Source organism: Roseburia sp. 1XD42-34, from assembly GCF_009917385.1.
GTDB lineage: Bacteria > Bacillota > Bacilli > Bacillales > Amphibacillaceae > Virgibacillus.
Window position 1 is genome coordinate 83,397 of record NZ_QWLJ01000002.1, and the last position, 26,247, is coordinate 109,643.

Consider the following 26,247-nt stretch of genomic DNA (forward strand, 5'->3'; position numbering starts at 1 on the left):
GCACTTGTTAGTTACCGTTTTCCATTAGGCAAAATAGGAGCACGAAAATATAGGATACGAGGAGGAGTTTGATGAAAAGGATTTTTGCACTATTACTTTTAATTTGGGTTATAAGTAGTTTAGCAGCTTGTAAGCAGGAAACAAAATCAAAGAGTGGAGAAGAAAAATGGGTACCAGAGAAAGCAATTGAAATGGTTGCCCCAGCAGGAGCAGGAGGAGGGTGGGATACTACTGCTAGAACGGTAGCTAAAGTATTTAGTGAAGAGGGAATTATTGACGAAGATATCGGTGTTGTGAATAAAGAAGGTGGTGGAGGCGCTATTGCTTGGACTTATATTCATAACCTTAAAGGGAGCAATCATCATATGTTTGTTTCCTCACCACCACTTATCTTTGTACCGCTGAATGGTCAAACAGAATTAACGTATGAAGACTTCACCCCTTTAGCTAACTTAATTGCGGACTATGCTGCATTTGCTGTCAGAGCGGATGCGGAGTGGGATAATTTGAATGAACTTTTTGAAGATATGAAGAAAGATCCAGAAAGTATTTCCATTGTAGGAGCCTCGGCGCCAGGAAGCATGGATCATATGCAATTTGTAAAAATCGCCAAGGAAGCTGGAGTGGATGTAACGAAAATAAAATATGTATCTAATCAGGAAGGTGCTCCATTAACAGATCTTTTAAATGGTAGTGTCGACGTTTATTCTACTGGAGTAGCTGAAACTGTAGAGCAAGTAAAAGCTGGGAAAATAAAAGTGCTAGGTATCACCTCTCCTGAGCGATTAGAAGGGGATGTGTTGTCTACCTTTCCAACTGCGTTGGAACAAGGGATTGATGCAACATTTGTTAATTGGCGGGGATTTTTTGGACCACCGAATATGGATGAAGATGCTATTCAATACTATGAGGAAAAGTTTAAAGAGTTAAGTGATTCGGAAGCATTTGCAAAAATACGTAATCAGTATGGATGGTCTGAGATGTTTATGGGGCATGAGGAATATAAAAAGTTCTTAAAAGAGCAAACCGAAGAGTTAACGGAATTAATGGAAGAGCTAGGTTTAGCACAGTAGTTTTAAGAGCCAATGTTAGATACATCACATTGGCTCTTTTAAAGAAAGTGGGTGTGAATAGAGTGTTAAAATCGGCAGATCGAAAAATAAGTATCGTCTTCATTTTATTAGCAATTGGTTATTTAAGTTTAAGCTATCAACTACCCCCGTACCCTTTTGTGCCTATCGACTCTGATTTAGTCCCAAAAGTGTTGGGGTTTCTATTAATTGCTTTATCCATTATTCTATTTTTAAATGCTAATCCAAAAGATCAGGAAGAAAAGAAAAGCTCGGTATCAAGACAAGACTTGCGAATTTTTATTCTCGTAACGGTGCTAATTATTCTCTATATTTCTTTACTTGAGGTAATCGGATTTGTTATCGTATCGATGTTATTTATCTTTAGCTGTTCTTGGCTGCTCGGATATAAAAACTTTAAAGTAAATGCGATGGTCTCCATTCTATTTCCTATAACGGTCTTTTACATTTTTAACTATTTACTACAAATTAATTTACCTAGTGGCATGTTACCATTTTAGTAAGGGGGGACGGGATGAATACTGTACAAGGATTATGGCAAGGTTTTCAAGTTGCTTTTAGCTGGGAAGGGATATTTTTTGTCTTTATCGGGGTTACGATAGGTACGTTAATTGGTATGTTGCCAGGCCTAGGACCAATTACAGCTATTGCAATTATGATTCCAATGGTTTATGGAATGGATCCAACGATAGCGATGGTATTAATGGCAGGTGTGTACTATGGAGCAGTGTTTGGCGGTTCCACTTCTTCTATATTATTAAATGCCCCTGGAGTTTCGGGTACAGTTGCTACGTCCTTTGATGGATATCCAATGGCTCAACAGGGGGAAGCAGGGAAGGCGCTTGCTATTGCTGCAATAGCATCTTTTACTGGTGGGACAGTTAGTATTATATTGTTAATGTTATTTGCACCGACATTAGCACAGATTGCTGTTTCGTTTGGACCTGTGGAATATTTTGCTTTAATGTTTATGGGGCTAGTAGCTATATCTAGTTTATCAGATGGTTCAGCTATTAAGGCATTGATTTCTGGGGTGTTAGGTTTTATGGCTGTTACTATTGGGATAGATGCTCAAACAGGAACCCCACGGTTTACATTTGGAAATGCAAATTTATTAGAGGGTATTGATTTTCTTGTAGTTGCTTTAGGGTTGTTTGCTCTAGCGGAAGTGGCATTTTTAATAAAAAATCGAAATAACGTTGGTATTGAAAAAACACAAAATATCGGAAGTTTAAAACTGACAAGACAAGATGTTAAAGAAATGACAGGGCCTTTATTACGCCATTCTCCACTAGGCTTTATTCTCGGGGTATTGCCGGGGGCTGGAGCAACGATAGCTTCATTTATAAGTTATATAACAGAAAAACGGTTTTCAAAAAAACCAGAGGAGTTTGGGAAAGGATCGATTAAAGGGCTTACAGCACCTGAAACGTCAAATAATGCCGCAACAAGCGGGGCATTTGTTCCATTGCTTAGTTTAGGGATTCCAGGATCAGGAACAACGGCTATCATGCTGGGAGCATTACTTGTTTTAGGTATAAATCCTGGTCCGTTACTGTTTCAAGATCATCCTGAAGTGTTTTGGGGAGTAGTAGCAAGCATGTATATTGGGAATATCTTTCTACTTATTTTAAATTTACCACTAATCCCATACATAGCAAAAATATTAAAAATCCCCCGTCCGTTATTAATTTCCTTAATTATTATGTTTTGTATGATTGGTGTGTATTCCATCAGCTTTAATATTTTTGACTTATATTTATTGCTTGCCTTTGGATTCGTCGGTTACTTATTTCGCTTATTTGCTTTTCCTGCTCCTCCATTTATTTTAGCCTTTATTCTAGGTGGAATGATGGAACAATCGTTAAGACAAGCGTTAACGATTTCAAATGGAAATTTTATGATTTTAGTAGAAAGCCCAATTGCTATCGGTCTATTTATCCTATCCATTCTTTCCTTTGCTTTTCCTTTTATTAAAAATAGAAAGATTCAGAAGGCGTAGGCATTTTGTAATAAGCAACCTCATCTATTTGGATATCAATAGAAAGGTAGGTAGTATAGAAGTGAAGTATTAATTTAATTCTAGGACCTATTATAGCCCCTAATCATCATATAGCATCATTATTAATTGATAAATTAGCTAACAATCATCAGGGTGAATTAAGAATTGATATTCCATCAGGGGGTGAGGCTTTTATGTTGCAACTAGAAAAATGCGGTTTCGTAAAAGTAAGTCAACCTCCGATAATGATTAAAATTGCAAAGGAATTACCATCACGTAATAAAACATTATTCGGGATAGCTGCACAGATTTTCGGATGATTTTATTATTCAGCTAACGGGTGATGTTAGTTTATCCGGTATATATGGTTATGGTGCTGTAAAACTCCCATTTTAGCGGATCCGCTGATTAAGGTTCATTTTATTGCCTATCCCGAATAATTCTTAGTTTCTCTTGCACCTCCAGTTACGTGAGGAGGTAAGATAAAAAATATAATAGTTATAAAAGATAATGGGAGGCGATGAAGTGGATAATTATTCCATTGGGGAGTTAGCGAGAAAGACAAATACTTCTATTCGAACTTTACATTATTATGATGAGATTGGTTTGCTTAAAGCAGATAAATGTCCGAGTTCTGGACATCGTTTGTACACAGAGGATGATATACGAAAACTGCAGAAGATTGTGGTCTTCAAATTTTTAGGGTATAACTTAAGAGAAATTAAGGAGTTAATGAAGGATTCTAAATTTAATAGCGATTTAAAACAGACACTATATGATCAGAAAAAAGCATTCGAAGAGAAAGAAGCCCAAATATCCACCGCATTAAAAGCAATTAACCGGATAATGAAATGGTTAGATGAAGTTGGAGAAGTGGACAGTGATGTGCTAATGAGCTTGATCCACAGTATTCAAACCGAAAAAGAACAACAGCTTTGGTTGGAACAGTTTGCTCCGAAAGAAGTAATGGAGCATTTATTTGATAAACCAGAAGCAGAAATGCTTGCCTTTGATAAGGAATTTATTAAGTTATCAAAGGAAGTAAAACGATTAAAAAACCGTCCGATAGATGACCCGGAAGTGCAAGCCATGGTGGCGAGGAGTGTGGAAACAAATTTAGCATATGTAGGGGAGGAACAAATAGAAGCGATCAGTAAAATTGATTTAGATAACATGGATGTGGAAGCTGTGAAAAATAGAACTACTTCACCTTTTACGCGAGAAGAAGAGGAGTGGCTTCAGCAAGCAATGGGTTATTATATGACAAAACATCAGGTTGATAGGAGAAGCTAGCCGGTTTGAATCTTTTTACTCTTCAATTTTGGTTATTTCTGTTATTTTTTGTTATTCTTCTAGGTGAGGTGATAGAAATGGCAGAGCATCATTTTCATTTAAAGGCGTTTTGGCCTGGTGGTAGAAATAGTAGTGGTTATATAGAAGCAGGAAATTTAACAACTAAAATATCCATCCCCCCAGAAATGGATGGACCTGGTATTGGTACGAATCCAGATGAGATGTTGTTAGGTGCAGCAGCAACTTGTTATATAATTACACTTGCTGCTATGATTGAGCGTGCCAAGCTTCCTTTAGAAAATATGGGCTTAGACTCAGAAGGAATTGTCGACGTTACAGGCGGTATATTTACGTATAAAAAAATTATTCATCGCCCACGGGTTGCTTTAAAGGAAGAAGCAACAGAAGAACAAAAAAGCCAGCTTAAAAAGCTTGTTGAAAAAGCGGAGAAAAGCTGTATGATTTCAAGGGCTATACGAGGAAATGTGGAGATAAAGCTAGAGGCTGTTATAAGATAAGGAGTATGTAGGTCATTTCTGTTTGCAAATTTGCAATGGAAATGACACTTTTTATGCATGGGAAATCAATTCAAGTAGGAATACAAAAGAATGATGACCAAGGAAAAACAATTTCAATGGATACATATGTTAGTACGAAACTTTGTTACCGCACAAATGTTAACTCGAAATAAGATATCAAAAGCTTTCACTTTAATAGTCAGTAACAGTGCTTTTCTCTTCCAAAATCGTACACCATCTTTTGGTTATATACTTTTTCAAATTACAAATGTGTGGGCTGATTTCAGAATCCATCCACTTTTAGTTTTATCTTTTATAGCTGAGCAAGCGTCCCGATATTCAATCTAGAAAAGGGGGCTAGAGGGTTCATCTAAGAATTACGAAGCACCTCTCTCATTATCCATAGAGATGAGGAAATTTCTAGGAGAGGGAAGATGCAGTTGACGTATAAGTAATTAAAAGCAAGTTATATGAATCCATATTTGTTTTACCAATTATCTTTTTTCGTGTAAGATCAATTATATAAACAATCAATTTCAACATGGTTAAAGCGAAGTTGATTGTAGAAAAAGTGTCTAAACTTAAGAACACTATAACCAGTTTATACGTTTTTTATAATAAACCGCTTTGGCTTACCAAGAGCGCAAATCACTATTTATGATGAAAAATGTTACTTTATAGTGCTCAGATTCTTGAAATACTGTCAAAAATAAATAAGTCATATAAGGGGTAAATAGCGCTTTTTCTACAAAAGTAGAAAGCTATTGTTTATAGTATTAAGAAAAACTACCTTGTACAAGATTGCGAAATAGGTTGAAGGGGGAGTAGAAGTTTGGTAACGATTAAAGATATTGCTGCAATGGCAAACGTCTCAAGATCGACTGTTTCTCGAGTATTAAATAATTCTGGTTACGTAAGTGAGGAAGCCAGAAAACGAGTAGAGGAAGTAATTGAACAAACAGGATACGTTCCTAGCGGATATGCCAAATCATTGCGAACAAAGCAAACAAAAGTAATTGGAGTTATTCTACCGACGATACAGACAGAAACTCCGAGCAGAGTCGTAACAGGACTGGGCAGGGAGCTGTCTAAACATGGATATCAAATTTTACTTGCGAATACGGATCACGATAAGGAAAAAGAATTGGAATACTTGGATTTACTCATTAGGCAAGTAGATGGAATTGTTTTAATTGCTACTAATACAGAACCGGAAATCATGGAAAAAATTAAAAGCATCCCACTTCCCCTTGTTATGATAGGTCAGGAAACAGAAAAGGTTATGTGCGTGACATATGATGACTACCATGTAGCTAGGGAAATAACAGCATTTTTAATTCAAAAAGGGCATAGACGCATTGGCTTTATTGGGGTGGACGAAACAGATCGTGCTGTTGGTTATATGCGTAAAAAAGGATTCTTTGACGAAATGCAAGCTCATCATTTAGCGGTTGAAGAAGCATGGGTAGAAAAATGTGTATTTGATATTTATTCTGGTCACGAGGCAATGAAGAACATTCTCAATCGTTCAATCCAGCAACCAACAGCTGTATTTGCGGTTACGGACAGGCTAGCTATCGGTGCAATGAGTTATTTGAAGGAGCAAGGGTTGGAAACCCCTCAAGATATGGCACTCGTAGGAATTGGTGCTTCCGAGCTGTCCCAGTATGTGGATCCGCCCTTAACAACTGTTGATTATAAAAATGAATCAGCAGGGGAAGAAGCGGCAAAGCAATTATTAGCTCATATTCAAGGGAAGGAATATCAAAAAAAATTAGTATTAGACTATAGACTTATTCTTCGTGATAGTGTATGATATATGTGAAATCGATTTCACATATATTTTAACTTAATGTGGTATCGATACCATAGATCTTGGTGATGATACAAGACGTATTATTTACACAGATTAATAGAACTTCGAATAATTGCTGTTGATGTTAGCCAATTTTAAAAATCTAGCTTCTATGAAAAAATGGCAGGCTTGTTTCCTTATAATAATAACCACATAATTTATGGAAGTTAGTATTATGTTTTTTAATAATGCTGTGTATAATAAAATATAACGTCTCGTTTTTTTATCGCCAATATGGAATCGATCCCATGAGGAGGATTAGAAAAATGTCGATTAATAAACGGATTGCACAAGAATTGTTAGAAGCTGTTGGGGGAAAGGATAACGTTTCTTCTGTAGCCCACTGTGCTACAAGATTGCGATTAATCATTATGGACGAAAAAAAGATTGACCAAGAACGTGTAGAAAAGATTGAAAAAGTAAAAGGAGCCTTCTTTCACGCAGGGCAATTTCAAGTAATTTTTGGAACTGGTACTGTTAATCAGATTTATGAGGAAGTAGAGAAATTTGATATAAACAGTACCTCTAAACAAGAACAAGCTAAAGAGGCAGCTAAAAAAAGTAGTAAATTTCAACGTGCTATTCGTACGTTCGGAGATGTCTTCGTTCCGATTATTCCAGTGCTTGTAGCTACTGGTTTGTTTATGGGTGTACGTGGATTAGTCATGCAGGCGGAGATATTGGCGATTTTCGGCTTATCACCAGCTGATATATCGGAAAACTTCCTTTTGTTTACTGAAATCTTAACAGATACAGCATTTATATTTTTACCAGCATTAGTTGCATGGTCTACATTTCGTGTATTCGGTGGCACCCCAATTATTGGTATAGTTCTCGGTCTAATGTTAGTTAGTCCATCTTTGCCAAATGCGTGGGGAGTTGCAACAGGTGAAGATCCGTTAATGTTTTTTGGTTTTATCCCGGTTGTAGGTTACCAAGGGTCAGTACTTCCTGCCTTTATTGCTGGAATTATTGGTGCTAAATTAGAACGTATGATTCGCAAGCGAGTACCTGAGGCTCTTGATTTAATTCTTACGCCTTTTTTAACTTTGTTAATTATGATTGTTGCATCTTTATTTATGATTGGCCCTATTTTTCATCTCATCGAAGGCTATATTTTAGATGGAACACTATATATTTTGAGCTTTCCATTTGGGTTAGCAGGGCTCTTCATTGGTTTCTTTAATCAAATTATCGTAATAACCGGTGTCCATCATATTTTTAACCTATTAGAAATTAAGTTACTTGAAAGTACTGGCAGTAATCCGTTTAACGCTATTGTCACTTCTTCTGTTGCGGCTCAAGGTGGGGCAGCGCTTGCAGTTGGATTAAAAACAAAATCGAAAAAGTTAAAAGCATTAGCTTACCCCTCCACATTATCAGCTTTTTTAGGAATTACAGAACCAGCTATATTTGGAATTAATTTACGCTATGTAAAACCATTTATTATGGGATTAATTGGTGGAGGCGCTGGTGGATTTGTTGCTGCGTTATTAGGTTTAAAAGGGACAGGGATGGCAGTTACGGTAATTCCAGGTACGTTGCTATATTTAAACGGACAAGTCATTTCCTACCTTTTTGTTAACCTTGTAGCAATTGGGGTAGCTTTTGTGCTTACATGGCTATTCGGGTTTTCCGATAAGCAATTAAAAGAAAATGGATAAAAAAGGATACGATAGGATTAATGCACACACAAGCTTATATAAAGCTAGGCTAATGTTGAATGTGACCGCATCATGGATCTCGTGTATTAGGTGCTATTAAACTTGCTTCAACCTAAAAAGGGAAGGACGAATGTCTTTTCTTGGATGATAAGAAAGTATAAATTTTGTCGCTTTGGGATAACGAAATAAACTAAATAAGCCACGTCCGGCGCAAGCGCCCAGAACTAGGCGACTTACGAATCGCCCTACGATAAGTCATCATTGGTTTGAGGTTAAGAGGAAGGCCGACTAAAAACGGGCTTGCCGCTCAGGCGTCGGCATACTCCTGTTGCAGGAGCATGATTCCTAAAACTTTAGTTGATTCGCTCCAGTCACTACGTTGCTAACCGGGCGCTCTGCGCCTTTGATCTCTAGAATTGCTGATTTGTTTAAGCGAGTATTCCAAAAGGGATAAAGATAAATGAAGCTGGGATAGAATTATTATTTAAGTTTAGGAGACAAGGATATGAAAAATAGGATAACAAAAGATATGGTATACAAACGTGTAGAGGAATATCAAGGATTAGTAGCAAGTGACCCTTATCGCTTGCATTACCATATAATGCCTCCCGTTGGATTATTGAATGATCCGAATGGCTTTGTCTTTTTTAAAGGAGCATACCATATTTTTTATCAATGGAATCCTTTCGCTGTCGAACATGGTGTGAAGTGCTGGGGACATTATATGTCTGAAGACTTAATTCATTGGCGTGAAGCACCTGTTGCCTTATTACCTGACAAATGGTATGACAAAAACGGCTGTTATTCAGGGAGTGCTGTCGTTTATCAAGATCAATTATATGTATTTTACACCGGAAATGTAAAAGATGATAAAGATAATCGACAATCTTATCAATGTTTGGCGGTATCAGAAGATGGAATTCATTTTGAAAAAAAAGGACCGATCATACATGTTCCGGACGGGTATACCGCTCATTTCCGTGATCCAAAAGTATTTTATAGAGGGGATAGTTGGTGGATGGTGCTTGGAGCGCAAACTGAAGCTAAAAAAGGGGAAACAGTAGTTTATCAGTCTAAAAACCTAACAACTTGGACATTTGAAGGGACTTTAATCGGGAGTGGTTACCGAGGATTAGAGAATTTTGGTTATATGTGGGAGTGTCCAGATATGTTTCGGTTAAGAGATAAAGATATTTTACTCGTATGTCCACAAGGAATTCCTGCTCAAGGCATTTCCTACCAAAATATTTTTCAATCTGGGTATTTTGCTGGAGAGTTTGATAATCAGTCTATGTCTTTTCATCATGAAAAGTTTATAGAATTGGATAGGGGTTTTGACTTTTATGCCCCTCAGACTATGCGAGATGCGAAGGGAAGAAGGTTGCTATTTGGGTGGATGGGAAATGCAGAAGGAGGGCCCACCCAGCATCCTACTGCAAAATATAAGTGGGTTCACGCTCTGACTGTTCCACGTCAATTGGAATGGAAAAATGGAAAATTGTTACAGTACCCAGTGGAAGAGTTCAAACAATTGCTTGAAAATGAAGTTGATTTTGGCGAAATTCATTTAGATGGTGATTTACCATTTCCATTGCCAAATATAGATGAAACAGCATTTGCTATGTATTTATCTGTAGAAAGTAGTGGAGCTGATTATTTAGAGATGCAAATTGGTGAATCGCATTTAATATATAATCAAGCGATCGATATGTTTACGTTTAAGAGAAGGAGTTTCACAAAGCCACATTCCATAGAAAGCAGGCATTGTACCGTTGATTTTCTTCACGATATCCTTATTTTAAAGGATACATCATCGATGGAAATTTTTCTGAACCAAGGAGAAGAAGTATTTACTTCACGAATATTTGAGGAACAAGAAACTAACAAGATTCGATTACAAGCTAATGGAAAAATTAAAGTGAATGTGAAGAAATGGAATGTGAGAAGGGTGACTGAATATTAAAAAGAACATATAAAAAGGGAGATGCAAATGTTATGTTAATTGGAGCGATCGAAGCTGGGGGAACGAAATTCGTTTGTGCTGTTGGAGATGAGGCTGGAAGAATTATTGAAAAGACGAGCTTTCCAACTACTTTACCTGAGGATACACTTGTTATGGCGAAAAAATTTTTTTCTTCCTTTAAAATAGAAGCACTTGGTGTAGGAACATTTGGTCCGGTGAACTTAGATAGAAAAAGCGCGACATATGGTACGATTTTAAATACACCTAAAATAAAATGGCGCTACTATCCACTACTTGAAAGACTTAAAACCGATTACGAAATTCCCGTATACGTGGACACCGATGTGAATGCAGCTTGTCTTGGTGAGTATCACTTCGGTGCTGGGGAACAGGCGGATAGCTGTTTATATATGACAGTAGGTACTGGCATTGGTGCTGGGTTTGTCATAGACGGAGAAGTATTTCAAGGAAAGAACCATCCAGAAATGGGACATATTTTAATAAAACCCCATCCTAACGATTCCTTTATAGGGAGCTGTCCCAGTCATGGGTCATGTTTAGAAGGGCTTGCTTCTGGAACAGCAATGGAAAATCGGTATGGCGTGAAAGCACATTTGCTTGAAAATATAGCTCATGTATGGGAGATCGAAGCGTATTATTTAGCTCAAGCACTAATGAATTATTATGTCATCCTGTCACCAGAGAAAATGATAGTTGGTGGTGGAGTGATGAAGCAGGCTAAGCTATATACCATGGTTCAGAAACAGTTTATGGAATTATTAAATGGTTATATGGAAGTAGAGCATGTAGATGAGTTGATCGTTGCTCCTAAGCTGGAAGATGAGCAAGGAGTAAAAGGAGCAATTGCTTTAGCGATAAACGATCTTGTATAGATTAGATAGTATAATTATTTACCGTAATATATGAAGAAGGCTTTTTGGCGGCTAGCTTGTTTGATATGGCTAAGTCGCCTTTTTATTTTATATGAATGAGAAGCCACCTTAAGTTCTACTATTTTTTAAAAACATGGCTTGGATTGGTACTACGTCCTTTGGAGGCTACTGTTTTTCTTACATTATATACTTAAACATATATGCTCTTTGTAGAATACATAGAAAATCAAAAGCAAAAGCGGAGAGTCGGCGTAGCGCAATACTTTTAGTTTACCATTTTGGTATTGGCTAAAGAGCAGGAAAAGAAAATGTGTTGATAAAGAAGTACTGATTTTTATCGGTCATCTTTCATTTAACTGTTTTATTTTTGCAGTGAGTACTTTAGCAAATTGCTTCCTGTTCGTTTTTATGCAAAAAGTAAAACACCGATCACATGCAGCTATTGTGGTTAGTAAAAGGCTTTTCATCGGTCCCTTTTACTCTAAGCTATGAATACGATTTAGTGCCTCATTGTAAAGGTTTACACATGGGTGTAGAAATACATATTTACAAGCAATGTCTCTTTCAAGATAATTGGATATAGGCGTAAGATGTAAGACCTATTTTGGTCAGATCCGTTTTTATCCTGCATGTAAGGTGCCGTAAGACTCTCACTTCAAAACCTTGAGTTGATATAAAAGGTCTAAGTGGGAGAAACCGGAACCTCCATACTCAATTCGTTTAAGGACCTTAAGGTCATACTTCTAGGTACTAACATGCAGTAGGATTGGAAGAAACCTCCTACTGCATGAAGTATCACCTTATCCTTTCGTTGATACGCTCCATTCGCTACGTGGCTGACAGCGCCCAGCGTCTTTGTTCTTCCTATTCCAGATAAGATAAAGTTATTCCTTGCATATACTAAATATAGATAGTTAATAAAAATTTATGAATGCAATTGGAGGAGGAAGAATTGGAAATTCACGTTTGCCCGCACAAAATAAATCCAGTCCTAAGTAGTACTTTAGTAAAATGCAGCGTTTTTGGGGAGATGAAGTTATACCATACAGAAGCGTTGACGTACTTGCTACTTTGTATTCAACCTTCAGGAAAAAAAATAGATGATTTTCGTCATCTTGGTGGAGAAACCTTCAAGCGATTACATAAAGAATTTATCTCTGTTCAAAAAAAATTGATTATTTATATGAACCATCTTTTCGAGGCGTTGGCGGAGGCAGCTGAAAAAAAACAGTATGTTACGGCTTTTATGGAAGGATGGTATTTAGCCGAATATCGATTTCAAAAATATTTACGCACTCCTTCGCAATTGGACTATTTGGTAGAATATAGTTATTCTATATATGGGGAATGTATAAAATCGGCGAAAACTATAAGCGATGCTGTATGTATTGCTAGGGACTTATGTAACGAACCGCCTAATAAGCTAACCCCAGCTTCCTATGCGCAGAAAATAACGGAAATTTTTAAAGAAACAGAAGTCGTTGTAGATATAATGGATGTAACTGATCTTGCCAAACATGGTTTAGAAGCGGTAAGTATGGTCGGAAAAGGAAGTGTTAATCCGCCGAAAATGGTTGTACTTACTTTGAAAAAGGTAGAAACCAAGCATGTAGCACTGGTAGGGAAAGGTGTAACATTTGATTCAGGAGGGGTTAATGTAAAAACTGGAACTGGGCTATGGGAAATGAAAATGGATATGGGAGGATCTGCAGCTGTAGTGGGCGCGATGAAGCTCTTAGCAGATCTGAATCGCGGGGTATATGTTACTGCGGTTATTCCATTAGTAGAAAACTTAGCCGGGACCAATGCCTATTTGCCTGCAGATGTCATTCCTTTTTCAAATGGGATACATGTTGAGGTAGGCAATACGGATGCTGAAGGAAGGCTTATTCTAGCGGATAGTATGTTGTATGCACAAGCTTTAGGAGTGGAAACGATTGTTGATATAGCCACTCTCACTGGTTCTATTGGGCAGGCGCTGGGTTTAAAAACAGCCGGAATTTTTAGTAATCAAGAGGCGGATTTATGGGAATATAAGGAAATGGGAGAAGAGGCAGGTGATCATGTATGGCCGATGCCGCTCCTTAATGATTATAAAACGTATTTGCAAAGTGATTGCGCAGACCTTAATAATATGAGTTCTTCCAAGTATGGTGGATCCATAACAGCAGCAGTGTTTTTGAGCCATTTTATACAGAAAAATACGAAGTGGATACATATCGATATGGCCAATACAGTACGTCCTTGGAAGCAGCATGGGTATTATGTAAAGGGGGCTTCTGGTTTTGGCGTACGATTATTAACTAAGCTGGTTGAAAAGGAGTTTGAAAAATAAGATGAAACTAGAATTGATTGTTCAACATAAACAGGATGCTATGCAGGCTGAAGAATTAGGCGCAGATCGGTTAGAGCTTGTCTCTGCCATACAGGAAGGTGGTTTGACCCCGAGTTTTGGAATGATGAAATCTGTAATAGAAAGTGTACATATTCCTGTTCAAGTTATGATCCGTCCGCACAGTAATAATTTTTTCTATAAAGAAGCAGAGTTTGAGGTTATTTGCGAAGATATAAAGGCGCTTCAAAGTTTGCAATGTAACCGAATTGTGTTTGGTGCGCTAAATGAAGACCGGACGATTAATGAACAGATGTTGGCAAAACTAATCGAACTTTTTCCAAATTTGGATATAACGTTTCACCGTGCGTTTGATGAAGTAACAGACATAGATACGGCTTACAAAACATTAGCAAAATATCAACATCATGTGAAACGAATTTTGACCTCTGGTGGTAAAGCAAATTGTGAAGCAGGAAAAGAACAGCTTGCTAAGCTTGTTGCCCTTTCTCAACAGGTACAAGGTCCTGTTGTCATGCCGGGATCTGGGCTCACTCCGGATAATATTGCTGAAATAAATCAAACTACCAAAGCAGAACAGTATCATTTTGGGAAAGCTATTCGTGAGAAAGAGTCATTCGCCCATCCAATATCTGCAAAGGCAGTAGAGAAAGTGCGTCAGGTTTTGCAAGAAAGGAATATCTGACTTTTACTCTGTCTCACCTAGATAAGATATATCCATCCACAAGGTTTTAGCCATAACTTGGGTAACCCAACCATTATGTAGGGATGTTCCACTGGTTGCGAACAGTCTAAAACTTGTTGCTTGGGGATAAGGGAATAACCGAATAGTCACATCTGACACATGAGCCCAGCAACCATGCGACTTCACTCCATGTTGAACCATCGGCCAAAACCATGAAACAACGAATGCTAATGGTATCATACATATAAAGCCAATAATAACCACAAGTGCTGAACCTTGAAATACACTAAGCACTTCAGGTAATTTGGATTCATACCACTTATTATGAATCCACACTACAATAGCAGCTATAAGGATGGCTCCTATTACACTCATATCAAGTGTTTTAATACCTGCAATCATAGTTAGACCGCTTGTCCCTCCAACTTCAATAGAGAAATCAACCCCAAATGAACTTCCCCAGAAAGATAAGATGGTTTCTATAAAATAATTAAATATAATATAGATGACAAAGGACTCTACTGCAGCTCTTCTTGCAGCGGTTTTCGCTAGTCCTAAAGGGAGAGAAACAGCAAATAATAATGGAAATTGATTAAAAATCGCCTATCCACCTTGATACATCATGTACCAAAATTTATACCATATCGTGTTCTCATTAGCGATTGAACCAATGACATCAGGATTAATGAATATGGTAGATAAACCTATCATAATCCCCGCGAAAGGCATTAACATCACTGGAACCATCATTGCTCCACCAAACCTCTGTAACTTTTCTATCATGTCAGTCCTCCATTCTTGCGTGTGATTTAATTTAGGTATAACACAATTTAAATACCTTGTCAGTATTTATGTGAAAACGGGTACATAGTTTTAATTTTTGGTATTTAGCACAAATCCTGTGATTTTTCACAGGAAAGGTTAAAGATATGTCTTTTAGTTTTTACCTGTACAAAAATAGCCAATGGATACAGACAAAGGAGGAATATTAACTTTAAAAGGACGTAGAATAGGTTGAATATGGTAAGAAGTTGAATAGCTCCACACGACACTCTCTAAAGTAGGAAGTAAAAGAACTAAACCCCGTTTGTTTCGTGAAAGTAGGGTCATACTCAAAAGAGATACTACCAAATACAGATTGGAGAGTGGAACGCCCAGTACGCATTGATGAGTAAATATTCATTCAATGTCTTCGTTAAATATAATTTTAATAAATCTCTTGCATCTCCAGTTAGGATGTAGGATAAAAATATAACAGTTATAAAAGATAGTGGAGGCGATTAGTGGATAATTATTCCATTGAAGAGTTGAGAAAAACAAATCCTTCTATCAGAAAGCAAGTAAACGTTCGAGTTCTGGACATCATTTGTAGACAGAGGATGATATACGAAAGCTGCAGAAGATTGTGGTCTTCAAATTTTCAGGGTATAGCTTAAGAGAAATGAAGAGTTAATGAATGATTCCCAAATTTGATAGTGATTTAAACCAGGCGCTATATGTAGGGGAGAAACAACTAGCAGCGATCAGGAAAGTAGATTTAGATAAATTGGATGTGGAAGCTGTGAAAAACATGACTACTTCACCTTTTACACAAGAGGAATGGCTTCAGCAAGCAATGGATTATTATGTGACAAAACATTTTTGACAAATCAAAGATATTAAAAGAGCCTACTTCAATAGTCAGTTAAAAGTGCTTTTCGTACACCTAGCTTTTGGCTTCATCACTTTGTTAAGCGATGAAGCAATCCCCAATCGATAGAAGTGTCACGATTGTACGTATAAATGTTGACAATAATAAAATAAATCTTTTATGCAACATTTACATTAATTTAACAATATGTTAACCGTTAATTACTATTGCAGTGATATGTTAAATATGTCGATTTTCGAAAAAATATGAAGCTTATTATTGCAACGGGGAGTGTGCTTGAAGTGAAAAAGAAACTATTTATTTTTGTTCTTATTATCTTTATTTTATTTACGCAGATGGGGAGTAATGTAAGGCCGGTTTATGCTGAGGGGGATAAACCAGTAAATCAGGCTCCATCTGCAAACATGGAAGAACCGGCAAATCAGCAACCAAATGATGTAGAAACGACAGAGGAAAATGACTTATCAGTAGAGCAACATTCGGAAAATCAGGCGACTGACTCTAAAGAAGAAGAGCAACCTGAACAAGAAGCGATTTTACAAAAAGAAAAAAGTAAAGATGACATAACAGCACCAGCAGTAAACATGGATAGCAAACAAAAGAGGGAGGAAGTAAAAAGACAGGTTGCAGAGTCTAGTAAAATGGAGGAAAAGGGGGCTGCCGCGACGGTGAATAAGCCCTATATTGTGTTGGAAGATTTCGAACAGGGGGCTAGGAAGCTGGACGGTTAGCGGAGCAAGGCATAATAAGGTTGATATTGGAATTTCAAATGAAGTCGTAAGGTTTGATAATCAAGCATTACGATTGGAGTATGATTTTTTAAACACGCAAGGTACATCAGGTATTTATGCATCTTTAGGAGAAAAAATAGAGATCCCGGGAAAACCTAAGAAAATAGGGATGTGGGTTTATGGAGATGGTCATAAACATTGGCTTAGACAGCAACTTACAGATGCAAATGGGCAAAATTTTAATATCGATTATACAGGTGGTTATCCTAATGGTGTCACATGGGAAGGGTGGAAATATGTAGAGGCACCCATTCCTGATAATTGGCAAGCTCCTTTTACAATAGGTAGCCAAGCGATTCGTTATATGGCAACAAATGATCAAGCCAAATCAGCTGGGATTATGTATATTGATAATATTCGTGCTGTATATGAGGATACAGATGAAGATGTCATCAATCCAACCATTACAAATATTAAACCGGCAAACGGGGAAGTCGCTAATTCTAACAAACCTGAAATAAGTGCCATTGTAAGTGATGGAGACGGTTTGGGAATTGATCCAAAAAAGATATCTTTAACGATTAATGGCGAACAGGTATCTGCTTCTTATGATGCTAAAACAGGTTTAGTTTCCTATACACCTCAAAAGGCACTAGCTGAAGGCTTAAATCGGGCTAGAATTGAAGTTTTTGATCAAGCAGGAAATCATAAGTTTCAAAGCTGGGAGTTTCATGTTTCTAGTGGTGGGCCAACGTTTACATGGAGAGGACCAGATAAAATTTATGCTGGTTCGAGCTTTGAAGTTGATGTCACGATGCAACATGCTAAAGCATTAAGCGGGACGAAGTTGATTTTAACATATGACAGTAATTTATTAAAGCTTCACAATGAAACAGGTGTAAAGGCAAAGGCTATCATTCCTGAAAAATTACAGCAAGCTGTTGTAGAGAACAGTGTCAATGAAGAGACGGGGGAAATCATTTTAGAATGGGGTAACCTAGAAGATGTAATTCTGTCAGATGATGAGGTGCTTGCAACATTAAGATTTAATGTAGGTATTGATGCAGCTGGAGGATTCGAAATTGCACTAGCCGAAGGAACACAAACATTTGTAGATGATGCGATCGGTACCATACCGTTTTATGCAAATGCTTATAAAAATAAGATCTCTCAGCCATTAGTGCTAAGTATTGAAGGGAAATCACTTCATACACCAAGTACCATGAAGGTGGTAGATCAAGAAGGTAACCCGGTTGGAGGAGCTAAGATCGATATTTTAGGAGATCAAAAACTTATTCAAGTGAAAAAACGAACACATATTTATAAAGGTGGAAGCGGGATAGCTGGGGAGCCTTTCCAGATAGTTGAAGCAGGTACATATATTCCTGTTGCTAAGACACCAAATGAAGGCTTTGATTTTTATCGGATTTATATGCCAGATGGTCAACAGCGTTATTTTCATGTGCCAAAGGATGATGTAGAGGAAGTGGATTGGAGCTCGCTCTTAAATCTGACCCGAGCGAATGGAGAAACGAAAACAAATTTACTTACATTGTCCCAAATTTCATTAAAGTTACAAGCAAGTAAAGGAAAATTAGTCAGTCAGGTACTTTCATTTAAAGTTTTACCTCAACTTGGAGATCAAGTACCTAAAAAGGTCACATTAACTTGGACAAAAGACCCGAAAACGACACAGCATGTAACGTGGCGGACAAATACCACTGCTTTAAATCCTGTTTTGGAAGTAGTGGCCAAAGGAGATAAAGCGGGCTTTGATAGTGAACATGTACTACGTTTTAAAGCAGATACAAAATTAGTTTCGGATGAAGCGGGCGAGTTTTTACAGCATAATGCAGAAGCAACTAAATTAACCCCTAGTACGAAGTATCAATACAGAGTGGGGGATGGTACGGAGAAAGTGTGGAGTGAAGTAAGTACATTTACAACAGAGAGTGCATCGAATGATGATCCATTTCGATTCTTACTATTTACAGATACACAAGCATATGACCAAGCTGGCTTTGCATTATGGACAAAATTGTATGAAACTGCTTTAGAAAAATTTCCGGATACTAAATTTTCCGTTCATGGCGGAGACATTGTAGAAGAAGGAAATAGACTGGCACAATGGGACGAATTTCTAACTGCATCTGAAGGACTGGTTAATAAAGTTCCTTTTATGGCGATAATGGGTAACCATGACGTATATGGAAATGGAGAAAATACGTATAAAACTTTATTCCCCTATCCTAAGAATGGTCCAAAGGGTAAGGAAAATTTTGTTTATTCCTTTGATTATGGGAATGTACGATTTATTATGCTGAATTCTGAGTTTGGTGTAAAGGATATGGAAGAGCAACAAGCATGGATTAAAGAAGAAGTTAAAAACTCTGATAAGCTATGGAATATTGCTGTCTTCCACCGTCCGCCATATAAAAGTAATCCGAAAAGAGGTACGGATGCAACTATTGAAACTTTTGCACCGGTTTTAGAAGGAGTGGGTGTGGATTTAGTTTTAACGGGTCATGATCATGCTTACATGCGGACTTACCCAATGAAGGATGGAAAACCGCAGAAGGATGGTAAAGGTACGCCGTATATAATTGGTGGATCAGCAGGACCAAAATTTTATCCTGGGGAGAAACAAGCGTATGTTGATGTGCTTTATGCAGAAGAAAAACAAGTCTACACTTCTTTAGCAGTAAATAAAAATGAAATTAAAGTGGAAGCATATACAACGGATAACGAATTAGTTGATTCCCATACGTTCACCAAGCAGCTTGTGGAGAAACCAGAAGAACCAGGTGAACAAGAAAAACCAACCGATCCAGAGGAAAAGCCTGAGCAGCCGGAAACAGAGGAAAGACCAGGAGAAATGGAGCAGAAACCGGGAGATGAGCAAGAAAAAGATTCGAAGGGATCTGTAGAGAAACCGGGGAAAGACTCGCAAAAGCAAGCAACAGAACCTGAAAAGCCAGAAGATGAACCAAAGCGTCCGGAAGGTACTGCTATTAATATAGAGGACAACAGCACAGGATCAGATGGCAAACAAATGAATCCAACTAAGCAAAGTGAAGCTGAACGTACAGAAACAAGCAAACTCCCAAATACTGCAACCTCTATTTATAACTGGTTGGCGCTGGGAATACTAGTGTTACTAATTGGAGTAGTGCTATACCTTCGCTTGCGAAAAGCTTCTTAGTAAAAAATAGTATGATAAGGTTTATAAACTAATTCAAGAGAACTTGTTAGATGCTTTTCATCCGAAGCCACTAAGATCAACTGATTGATTTTAGTGGCTTTTATCTTTTAAAAGAAAATAATGTTGGATTGAATTCGTCCGCTGTATATTCTAACGGGCATTGAAACCCTCAAGGGATCGCCGGAGACAATAAAGGCAAGTTGTACAGTTTGATGATATTGACGTCGTGGGGCGAGTTGTTGTGTCAAAGAGAAATATCGGATATCTTTGTCAGAAAAGCTGACTAGTAATGTCGTGAATGAAAGGAATTAGCAAACGGTATATGCTAGAGAGCGGAAATGTATACCGCTAATTACGGTAAAATGATTCATATCTTGCTTACAGGTGCTAAAATAACTTGTATGGTAATGAAGATGTAACGCTCCTGCTTTAGAGGAGGTCTGTTTATGTTAATTGGAGCGATCGAAGCACTTGGCGTAGGAATGTTTGGTGCTGTTAACTTAGATAGAAAAAGCGAGAAGTATAGTACCGTTTTAAATACACCGCAAATAAAACGGCGCCACTACACAATACTTGAAAAGCTTGAAAAAGATTATAAAATTCCTGTTTACTTGGACACAGATGTAAATGCAGCTTGCCTTGGTGAGTATCACTATGGTGCTGGTAAACAGGTGGAAGTTTCCTATATATGACAGTGTGGACTGGCATTAGTGCCGGGTTTGTTGTACGAGGAGAAATTTTTCAAGGTAGGACTCATCCGGAAATGGGAGATATTTTAATGAAGCAACACTCAGATGATTTATTTGCTGGGAGCTGCCCAAGCCATGGTCCTTGTTTAGAAGGTCTTGCTTCAGGTACAGCAATAGAAAAACGATACATGAAGGCAGATCTTCTGGCAGAACATAATTACATATGGGAAATAGAAACATATTATTTAGCTCAGGCGTTAATGAATTATTACGTTATCCTTTCACCAGAAAAAATGATACTTGGCGGTGGGGTCATGAAGCGGGTCAAGCTTTACACTATGATCCGTAAACAATTTATGAAGCTATTAAATGACTACATGGGTAGATGAGTTGATTGTCGCTCCTAGTTGGAAGATGAGCAAGGAGTAAAGGTGGCGAGATTGCCTTAGCTGTAAAGCAAGAATTGTAAACTAGATGGTGAAACGGGATTGTTTACTTCACTCGTATGATTCGTTATAAATACACTTGGAATAACGTTGAAAAGGAGTTTGAAAAACAAAATGGAGTTAGAATTGATTGTACAAAATAAACAGGACGCGATACAGGCTGAGAAGTTAGGAGCTGTTCGATTAGAACTTGTTACTGCTATACAGGAAGGTGGATGAACACCAAGTTTTGGGACGATGAAGTCAGTTATTGAAAGTGTCAATATTCCTGTTCAAGTTATGCTCCGCCCTCATAGTAACCATTTTTTTATAAAGAAGAGGGGTTTGCAGTTATTTATGAGGATATTAACGCACTGCGAAGTTTGCAATGTAATCGGATCGTATTTGGGGCATTAAATGAGGACCGCACGATTAATGAACATATGTTGAATTTGTCGGTTGGTTTTGCACATCTATTTTTTCCTATAAAAGTATTATTGGGATACCATGAAGTGGATTAGTGACTTTTATTATGGATTAATTGCGTTTTGATTTATATCTTGTACTAAGCAATAATATTTTTAAAACATCTGCAGTACAAACATTAAATGAAATAGCTTCTTCGCAGTATTGAAAAAATAGATGATAGCATAGGAGGTTTTACGTCCAGTGGTGGACATGATACCATTTCTATATGTGAGTCACCTTGGCAACTTGACTCATAAATCATGCCCGCCGAGGCTCTATGTCAAAACGATTTCGATTCTAACTTTGGCTATACTACCAACATTAAAAATCAAGAAGTCATTAAGTAAAATATGTAAGGAGTTTTCAATGAAAAAACATAGATAATCTATTATTATAAAAGAAGACCAGAATGAACCCTAGGTGGAATTGTAGGCATAATTACTAAACCTTTTTTTAACAACTTCAAGAACGAGGGGATAAAATCTTACTGGGGAGGGATGAGATTTTATATTTGTTTGATTTTGGAGATGAGTGGAAGTTCAATATAAGTGAAAAAACAAACGAAGGAAGAGAGGATAAGGCTACTATTATAGAGGGAAGTGAATTAACTGAACAATATTATTAAAGGATAAAATCTTCTAATTACTTAGTATTGTTAGACAACAAATGAATACATCAAAATGAGAGGTATGTTTTAAATATGTCTAAAGCACAAATTAATCCTAAATTAATTCGATTATTAACTCATACATCGAGAGCAGATATTCCTGATTCGCCAACCAGGTCATGGTTACCGGGAAAATACGCTATGACGGTATATAAGCAAAGAGACCAGGTAAAACGAAAGTTCCCCGAAAACCATTTAATGCTTACATGTAATAGCTGTGGGCGTAAAGGTAAATATGATGTGGGGATGATGGTTATAAATCCTGAACTAGATAACATGACTGACAACATACAAACTACAGGGTATTTTCGTTGCAAACATTGTAATGAAGCTGGAGATTGGACACTGCCAAATGAATTTTATTTGAGATCTACATGGGGTCTTATAGCCGAAAATATGGATGGGGATTTTCCTATGGAGAGTATTTGTACAGTTGGGGAAAATCGCTTATATGATGGTAGCAAGCACATTTTTACTTCAGATGCCGAGGCTCATTTATTAAATCTACTTGAAAAAGACCCTTCTGATGCTTATATATGGAACCGGCTTGGGAATATATATGATAAAGGAGGGCGTCCCGAGTTAGCTGTAAGTGTGTTAGAACATTCTATTGGTTTAGATATTTATCAAACAGAATCGTATTATACCTTGGCTAATTTATTATTTGAAATAACGGAATACGAGGAAGCCGCTTCTTACTTCAGAAAAGCGCTTGTCACCGCATGTGAATATGACAAGTTGGACGCAAAAAGTCTAAGAGATGCTTTGGCTGTGTGTTTAGAAAAACTATTTTACCTGTATCAACATTCAGATGGAAAAATTTCTTTTGTTCCTACAGACGAAGAAAGAGAAGCTACTAGTACATCAGTTCCAACTCCAAACAAGGAATTTTATTATTTGGACACCGAGATTGAAGTGTTCCCTGGTGACCCCCAGTCTTTTTATCCATTTGCAGAAATGTATATGGGGAAAATGGCTAATCGAATTCCTAAACGTGATAGAGCATGGGAGAGACCAAACGTTAAAAAAAGGATAAAAGCGAAAAAACGTCATAAACGTACAAAACGGAAGTGATTTTCTTATACAGGATATAGTGTTTATCCCGTCTATTACTATAAGTAAATTTCCTTTGCAAGAAACTACTGATGAAAGGTTAAGTAATGAGACGGACTATTAGTATAATATAATATTTTAGTAAGCCAAGGTGGAAAAATCATTGTTTAAAGCCTTACTCTCCTCTATTTATCCCGCATGTAGGATACCGTAAGCTTCCCGCTTCGAAATATTGTGTTGATGCAAAAGGTCTAAGTGGGAGAAAACGGCATCTAAATGCGTTAGGTCATACCCTTATGGTACTGGATAGGTTACACTTGACTAGACAAAAAAATGAAGGTGAAGTAGACGAAACAAAACGTTGGATGGGAGGGTAGAAATGGATCATATTTGGGGAAAAATAAAGGAAGAGCAAGCCAATTTTACAACAGGTTTAAAAAAGACAGCAGCTTTTTTTCATAAAGATCCAAAATTTTTCGCAGTGCATTCTGCTGCGCAAATAGGACAGCAAGCAGGCGTGAGTGAAACAACGGTTATTCGTTTTACGCATAAACTTGGATATGTTGGCTTTAGTGATTTTCAACAAGATGTGCAGCAATTACTTCTTCAGCGAAGTAGTTTGATGGATTATGTGGAAACGAAAAAATTAGATCAGGAAAATGCTACTCCTTTTAAAAGAGTGATGTATCACGATGTAGAAAATATAATACGGATTTCGAAAAGCATAGAAGAGGCTGATTTAGAAAAGGCTGTTACGGTACTAGCGTCAGCTGATCGGGTACTAGTAGCAGGGATTCGCTCATCTCATGCACTCGCAAGCTGGTTTGCGTTTGCCTTAGATCTTGTCATTGGCAATACAAGGCTGTTTCAAAATCAAATGGATGATATATTACTCCGAGTAAATGAGTTGACAGATAAAAGTGTTTTGATTGTTTTTTCATTTCACCGGTATGCAAAGGAAACATTGCGAATCGCGAAATTGGCTAAACAACAAGGAGTATATGTGATAGCTTTTACGGATTCTCCATTCTCGCCGATTACAGACTTTTCAGATCTTTCGTTATGTGTGCAACTAAATGTAAAATCCACGCTAGATGCAGCGCCAGTTGTGGTATCCTTAATGAATAGCATTGTTTCCAACCTATCTCTTCAAAATGCTGAAACTTTTCAAGCAAGAGTAAAACAATTTGATGGATTGAAAGCAGATGATTTTTTTCAAAACGGATAAAGTTAGATTTGGTAGAGAATCCAGCTTATGAAGGAAAACACGTTCTATATATAGGGGGATGCTCAGCTTTTGTCGTTCCTTACTTGAGGCTTTCCCGAAGCGGGTACCTTACATGTTTTTGTGCGGAGATAAGAAAGTATAAAAATTTTGGCTTATGAGTACCGATATAACGGAATAGCCACGTCCGGCGCATGAGCCCAGCAACTAGGCAACTTCCCGAAAGTGCCCTACGATAAGTCATCATTGGTTCGTGGTTAAGAGGAAGGCCGACTAAAAACGGGCTTGCCGCTCAGGCGTCGGCATACCCTTGGTTTTAGTGGCATGATTCCTAAAACTTTAGTTGCGTCGTTCCAGTTGCTACGTTGCTAAACGGGCGCTTGCGTCTTTGTTCTATTTTTATCCCGCATGTAAAGTGACGTAAGATTCCTGCTTCGGAATCTTGAGTTGACGCAAAAGGTCTAAGTGTGGGAAAACGGCATCTAAATGCCCGACTCGTTTAAGGGCTTTAGGTCCTCTACCTTTCTTGGGACTAGCATTCAGTAGGAGAGGGAAGAAGACTCCTACTGAATGTAGTTTCACTTTATTTACAGCTTTATACTGCTGTAAACTTTTAAATATATAGAGTACAAGGGCAACCATCAGGAAACATTTTACCTAGAGGAGGATATCTGCATGACAAAGCAAATTAGTATAAAAGAACTGAGGACCATAGAAGAATTATATGAGATGCAACGTGTAGAGGAAGCGGTTTGGCATGCTCCTCCAACCCCAATTCACCAAACGTATACTGCTTTAAATCATGGTGGTATTCTATTAGGAGCATATGATAAAGATCAAATGGTTGGCTTTATTTATAGCTTTGCTGGATATGATGGGGAACATCCATACTTATGTTCTCATATGTTAGGCATTCTCCCTGAATATCGTAAAGCGGGATTAGGTTTAAAGCTGAAATATAAACAAGCAGAAATTGCCCAAAATCTTGGCTATGGCATGATGACATGGACGTTTGATCCACTTGAAAGCTTAAATGCATATTTAAACCTTCATAAAATTGGAGCAGTAGGCGTTCAATATAAGGAAAATCATTACGGTAAGTTAAGTGGGAAGCTAAATCATGGACTGCCTACAGATCGGATTCAAATAGAGTGGAGATTTGCTGAGCAAAGATTGAATATGCCCATTGAACTTGATGAAGCAAACATATTATTGCATGCTGATCAAGATGGAAATCCAATTGTAGCACGACTATTCTATGACCAATCTAGCTTAGTAACCGATCACTGGTTGGTTGGTATTCCAACCAATTTTCAATCCATAAAGCAAGCAGATGTTTCGCTTGCAATGACGTGGCGCCTCCGAACAAGAGAAGTCTTTCAAAAGCTATTTGCGGAAGGATTCAAAGCTAGAGATGTTATTCGTAAGCAAACAGAAAACATCTGCTTTTACTATTTTACTAAATAGCATAGTAGTCACCTGCAAAGTGGAAAAGTCACCTCACCAGAGAAAATTATGAAAAGACTATGTATATCACCTGACAATTAGACATAAATTTTGCTATAAATAATTCATGACTTTGTAACACGAGAAAAGTCCCCTCTAAGTACTGTTTTAAATTAGTTAGGAGGGGCTCTTATGTATAATCGACAAAATGTTAATCCGATAACTTCAATATATTAATATCTTTCGTACAAACGGAAGAAGAGAAGAAAGGTTAAATGGTGCGATTAGTTCCAGAGAATACTTCGTATATTTACTAAAAATAGAATTGATTTATGGATATTTTTATGTTAATCTACAAGTTAAGAAACCGCTT

Annotated in this window: 20 protein-coding genes and 2 pseudogenes; 20 read left to right on the forward strand and 2 right to left on the reverse strand. The window is 37.5% G+C overall.

Going from position 1 to position 26,247, the window contains the following annotated elements:
* The first annotated feature begins 71 nt into the window (after positions 1–71).
* The 12 genes from D1839_RS01485 to D1839_RS01540 all read left to right on the forward strand — a co-directional run bounded on the left by D1839_RS01485 (position 72) and on the right by D1839_RS01540 (position 14,317).
* Positions 72–1,073 carry a tripartite tricarboxylate transporter substrate binding protein gene (locus D1839_RS01485; protein WP_120378126.1) on the forward strand — a complete coding sequence of 334 codons (1,002 nt, stop codon included), beginning with the start codon at positions 72–74 and terminating at the stop codon, positions 1,071–1,073.
* A 62-nt stretch (positions 1,074–1,135) separates the two neighbouring features.
* Positions 1,136–1,591: a tripartite tricarboxylate transporter TctB family protein gene (locus D1839_RS01490; protein ID WP_120378127.1), complete on the forward strand. Its 456-nt coding sequence runs from the start codon at positions 1,136–1,138 to the stop codon at positions 1,589–1,591.
* Positions 1,592–1,605: 14 nt separating this feature from the next.
* A complete protein-coding gene (locus tag D1839_RS01495; RefSeq protein WP_120378128.1) occupies positions 1,606–3,093 on the forward strand; it encodes a tripartite tricarboxylate transporter permease in 1,488 nt (495 codons plus the stop codon).
* 77 nt (positions 3,094–3,170) lie between these two features.
* Positions 3,171–3,413 carry a hypothetical protein gene (locus D1839_RS01500; protein WP_286164697.1) on the forward strand — a complete coding sequence of 81 codons (243 nt, stop codon included), beginning with the start codon at positions 3,171–3,173 and terminating at the stop codon, positions 3,411–3,413.
* A gap of 205 nt (positions 3,414–3,618) precedes the next feature.
* Complete coding sequence (locus D1839_RS01505; RefSeq protein WP_199689890.1) at positions 3,619–4,386, forward strand: MerR family transcriptional regulator; 768 nt, start codon at positions 3,619–3,621, stop codon at positions 4,384–4,386.
* Positions 4,387–4,463: 77 nt separating this feature from the next.
* A complete protein-coding gene (locus D1839_RS01510; RefSeq protein ID WP_120378250.1) occupies positions 4,464–4,904 on the forward strand; it encodes an OsmC family protein in 441 nt (146 codons plus the stop codon).
* A gap of 832 nt (positions 4,905–5,736) precedes the next feature.
* Positions 5,737–6,720: a LacI family DNA-binding transcriptional regulator gene (locus D1839_RS01515; RefSeq protein ID WP_120378131.1), complete on the forward strand. Its 984-nt coding sequence runs from the start codon at positions 5,737–5,739 to the stop codon at positions 6,718–6,720.
* Between the two features lie 305 nt (positions 6,721–7,025).
* Positions 7,026–8,423: a sucrose-specific PTS transporter subunit IIBC gene (locus D1839_RS01520; RefSeq protein ID WP_120378132.1), complete on the forward strand. Its 1,398-nt coding sequence runs from the start codon at positions 7,026–7,028 to the stop codon at positions 8,421–8,423.
* A 505-nt stretch (positions 8,424–8,928) separates the two neighbouring features.
* The gene (locus tag D1839_RS01525) at positions 8,929–10,386 is read left to right on the forward strand and encodes a glycoside hydrolase family 32 protein (protein WP_120378133.1); all 1,458 of its coding nucleotides are present in this window, start codon (positions 8,929–8,931) and stop codon (positions 10,384–10,386) included.
* 32 nt (positions 10,387–10,418) lie between these two features.
* Entirely contained in the window at positions 10,419–11,279 is an 861-nt protein-coding gene (locus D1839_RS01530) for an ROK family protein (protein WP_120378134.1), read from the forward strand.
* 952 nt (positions 11,280–12,231) lie between these two features.
* The gene (locus D1839_RS01535; RefSeq protein ID WP_158589584.1) at positions 12,232–13,614 is read left to right on the forward strand and encodes a leucyl aminopeptidase family protein; all 1,383 of its coding nucleotides are present in this window, start codon (positions 12,232–12,234) and stop codon (positions 13,612–13,614) included.
* A 1-nt stretch (position 13,615) separates the two neighbouring features.
* Positions 13,616–14,317, forward strand: a complete 702-nt coding sequence (locus tag D1839_RS01540; protein WP_120378136.1) for a copper homeostasis protein CutC — start codon at positions 13,616–13,618, stop codon at positions 14,315–14,317.
* Between the two features lie 3 nt (positions 14,318–14,320).
* Here the strand turns inward: D1839_RS01540 and D1839_RS01545 are convergent, their stop codons facing one another.
* On the reverse strand, positions 14,321–14,917 hold the full coding sequence (locus D1839_RS01545) for a PTS transporter subunit EIIC (RefSeq protein ID WP_120378137.1): 597 nt from the start codon (positions 14,915–14,917) through the stop codon (positions 14,321–14,323).
* Positions 14,918–14,920: 3 nt separating this feature from the next.
* Complete coding sequence (locus D1839_RS01550; RefSeq protein WP_120378138.1) at positions 14,921–15,100, reverse strand: hypothetical protein; 180 nt, start codon at positions 15,098–15,100, stop codon at positions 14,921–14,923.
* 673 nt (positions 15,101–15,773) lie between these two features.
* Here D1839_RS01550 and D1839_RS01555 point away from each other — a divergent pair.
* The 8 genes and pseudogenes from D1839_RS01555 (at position 15,774) to D1839_RS01595 (ending at position 25,895) form a co-directional block, all read left to right on the forward strand.
* Positions 15,774–15,962 carry a hypothetical protein gene (locus D1839_RS01555; protein ID WP_120378139.1) on the forward strand — a complete coding sequence of 63 codons (189 nt, stop codon included), beginning with the start codon at positions 15,774–15,776 and terminating at the stop codon, positions 15,960–15,962.
* Positions 15,963–16,249: 287 nt separating this feature from the next.
* Positions 16,250–16,699, forward strand: coding sequence for a hypothetical protein (locus tag D1839_RS01560; RefSeq protein WP_120378140.1), 450 nt, complete (start codon positions 16,250–16,252; stop codon positions 16,697–16,699).
* Positions 16,653–19,901: a metallophosphoesterase gene (locus tag D1839_RS01565; RefSeq protein WP_120378141.1), complete on the forward strand. Its 3,249-nt coding sequence runs from the start codon at positions 16,653–16,655 to the stop codon at positions 19,899–19,901. The genes D1839_RS01560 and D1839_RS01565 overlap by 47 nt, the downstream gene beginning before the upstream one ends.
* Before the next feature lie 482 nt (positions 19,902–20,383).
* Positions 20,384–20,979: pseudogene (locus D1839_RS01575) on the forward strand (ROK family protein).
* A 288-nt stretch (positions 20,980–21,267) separates the two neighbouring features.
* Positions 21,268–21,432, forward strand: a pseudogene (locus D1839_RS21245) (hypothetical protein); the annotation flags it as partial.
* Positions 21,433–22,183: 751 nt separating this feature from the next.
* Positions 22,184–23,224: a tetratricopeptide repeat protein gene (locus D1839_RS01585; RefSeq protein ID WP_120378144.1), complete on the forward strand. Its 1,041-nt coding sequence runs from the start codon at positions 22,184–22,186 to the stop codon at positions 23,222–23,224.
* Positions 23,225–23,582: 358 nt separating this feature from the next.
* Entirely contained in the window at positions 23,583–24,431 is an 849-nt protein-coding gene (locus D1839_RS01590) for a MurR/RpiR family transcriptional regulator (RefSeq protein WP_120378145.1), read from the forward strand.
* Between the two features lie 672 nt (positions 24,432–25,103).
* Entirely contained in the window at positions 25,104–25,895 is a 792-nt protein-coding gene (locus D1839_RS01595) for a GNAT family N-acetyltransferase (RefSeq protein WP_120378147.1), read from the forward strand.
* Positions 25,896–26,247 lie beyond the last annotated feature (352 nt).